1 protein-coding gene is annotated in these 3,015 nt (G+C 68.3%); it reads right to left on the reverse strand.

The features are described 5' to 3' along the window. The coding region (locus EA346_RS00140) for a cation-transporting P-type ATPase (protein ID WP_296754101.1) at positions 1 to 2,643 on the reverse strand (2,643 nt) is incomplete at its 3' end. Positions 2,644 to 3,015: the final 372 nt, after the last annotated feature.

The following is a 3,015-nucleotide window of genomic DNA, read 5'->3' on the forward strand; positions in this document are numbered from 1 at the left end:
GACGCCGAACAGCAGGATGCGGCCCCATTCCTCCAGGCCGATGCCCGTGGTGCCGAACAGGAACTGCACCGGCGGGGCGTAGGTGAACAGCGCCTGCAGCACCACCAGGACGCCGATCGCGATCAGCACCGCGCGGCTGCCGAAGAAGCCCTCCCAGTTCAGCGCCGACTGCACGATGTAGCGGCTGTTGATCAGGTAGAAGACCTGTCCCACCACCAGGGTGTTGATCGCCACCGTGCGCGCGAGGTCGAGGTCGTCCGTGTGCTGCAGCATCCACGTGAAATGCCCGAAGGTGCCGGCCAGCAGCAGCAGCGACACGAAACCGATGCGCCACAGCAGGAACGGCGACAGGATCGGCGTGTTCGGCGGGCGCGGCGCGCGGCGCATCACGCCCGGCTCGGTGGGCTCGAAGGCCAGTGCCAGCGCCAGTGTCACCGCGGTGACCATGTTCACCCACAGCACCTGCACCGGGGTCAGCGGCAGGGTCAGCCCGAGCAGGATCGCGGCGACGATGGTGAAGGCCTGGCCCCCGTTGGTGGGCAGCAGGAACAGGATCGCCTTCCTCAGGTTGTCGTAGACCGTGCGGCCTTCCTCCACCGCGGCGGCGATGGAGGCGAAGTTGTCGTCCGCGAGCACCATCTCCGAGGCCTCCCGCGAGGCCTCCGTGCCCTTGATGCCCATCGCCACGCCGACGTCGGCGCGCTTCAGCGCGGGTGCATCGTTCACGCCGTCGCCGGTCATCGCGACCACGTGCCGGTCGGCCTGGATCGCCTTCACCAGCCGCAGCTTGTGTTCCGGCGTGGCGCGCGCGAACACGTCCACATCGTGTGCCCGGCGCTTCAACTCGTCGTCGGAGAGTTCCTCGAGCTCCTGTCCGACCACCACGCCGCTTTCCGTCTCGATGCCGAGCTCTTCGGCGATCGCGCGCGCGGTCACGCCGTGGTCGCCGGTGATCATCTTCACGCGGATGCCCGCCTTCTGGCAGTCGGCAACGGCCCGGATGGCCTCGTCCCGGGGCGGGTCGATGATCCCGCACACCGCCAGCAGGGTGAGCCCGCCGTCCTCGATGTCGGGGAATTCCAGCTCGGACTTGTCCGCGCCGGCGTCCTTCGCGGCCACCGCGAGCAGGCGCTGGCCGCGCGCCGCGATGCGTTCCATCCAGTCTTCCCAGCGGTCACGTTCCAGCGGCCGGTCGCCGTCGGGGGTGCGTTCCTTGTCGCAGACCGCCAGCACCCGCTCCGGCGCCCCCTTCAGGTAGATCACGCCCGAGTCGGCCTTGTCCTCGTGGTGCAGGGTGGCCATGAACTTGTAGCTCGACTCGAACGGGATCACGTCGATCCGCGACAGGCGCCGGTTCAGTTCCTTGTGGTCCAGGCCGCCTTTGATGGCGGCTGTGACGAGCGCCCCCTCGGTCGGATCGCCCTCCATCACCCAGCGCTCGTCGGAGCGATAGACCTCGGCGTCGTTGCACAGCAGGATCGCGCGCAACGCCTCGGCCAGCACTGCGTGGTCGTCCACCTCGATCTCTTCCTCGTCGGTCGAAAAGTGGCCCTTGGGTTCGTAGCCGACCCCACTCACCTCGAACTCGCGCTCGGCGGTGACGATGCTCTTCACCGTCATCTCGTTGCGGGTCAGGGTGCCGGTCTTGTCGGAACAGATGGTCGTGACCGAGCCCAACGTTTCCACCGCGGGCAGTCGACGGATGATCGCGTTGCGGCTGGCCATGCGCTGCACGCCGATCGCCAGCGTGATGGTCATGATCGCCGGCAGGCCCTCGGGGATCGCCGCGACCGCGAGGCTGACCGCGGCGAGGAAGGTCTCGACCAGCGCGTAGTCGCGCACCCAGTACCCGAATGCGAAGGTGAATCCCGCCAGTATCACGATCGCCACCGAGAGCCAGCGGCCGAACTGGGCGATCTGGGCCAGCAGCGGCGTGGTCAGCGACTCGACCTCGCCCATCATCGTGGAGATGCGGCCGATCTCGGTATCGGCGCCGGTGCCGACCACCACGCCGCGGCCCTGGCCGTAGGCGATCAGGGTGCCGGAGAAGGCCATCGAGGCACGGTCACCGAGCCCCGCGTCTTTTTCCGCCGGCTCGGTCTGCTTGTCCACCGCGACCGATTCGCCGGTGAGCACCGCCTCGTCGATGCGCAGGTTGTGCGCCTTGAACAGGCGCAGGTCGGCCGGAACCTTGTCGCCGGCCTGCAGGATCACCACGTCTCCGGGCACCAGGTCCTCGGCCGGGATCGTGCGCCGCTGGCCGTCCCGCACCACCAGTGCCTTCGGCGAGAGCATCTGGCGGATCGCGTCCAGGGCCTTCTCGGCCTTGCCCTCCTGGATGTAGCCGATCACGGCGTTGATCAGCACCACGCCGAAGATCACCCAGGCGTCGATCCAGTGCCCGAGCAGTGCGGTACCGATGCCGGCGACGATCAGGATGTAGATCAGCACGTTGTGGAACTGCAGCAGGAAGCGCTTCAATGGCCCCGTGCGTTCCGGGTCCGGCAGGCGATTGGGGCCGTGCCGCTCCAGGCGTTCCTGCGCTGCGTCGCGGTCCAGTCCGCCCGTGTCGCTCTCCAGGCGTTCGAGTGCCGCGTCGACATCGAGCGCGTGCCAGCGGGGGGTATCCTTGGAATCGTTCACGTACGCATTCCTCCGGCTTGCCGCGGTGGCTTCGATCATACGCAGGCCCCGTGTGCTTGTGCAGTGCGGCGTCTACCCAGCGTCGGTGCGCCGCAAAGCCGGCTTCGAGTACAGTGGCAACCGGGCGTGAAGGCCGGGACCGGCGCCGCGCCTCCATCCCAACCCTCCCCGCAAGCGGGGCAGGGGAGACATCCGTTCGGGGTGGCGCGTGTCGCCATGATCGCAAGCACGGACACGGAGCGCGATGACCTCATCCTGGCGCCAGAAGATGCGTGACTGGACCGCCCGTGCGATGCGCTGGCTCGGGATGCAGCGGTCCGGCGTCGGGCTGCCGTTGCGCATCCTGACCTACGCGGGGATCTGGTGGATCAT

The organism is Thioalkalivibrio sp., assembly GCF_007692535.1.
Classification (GTDB): domain Bacteria; phylum Pseudomonadota; class Gammaproteobacteria; order Ectothiorhodospirales; family Ectothiorhodospiraceae; genus Thioalkalivibrio.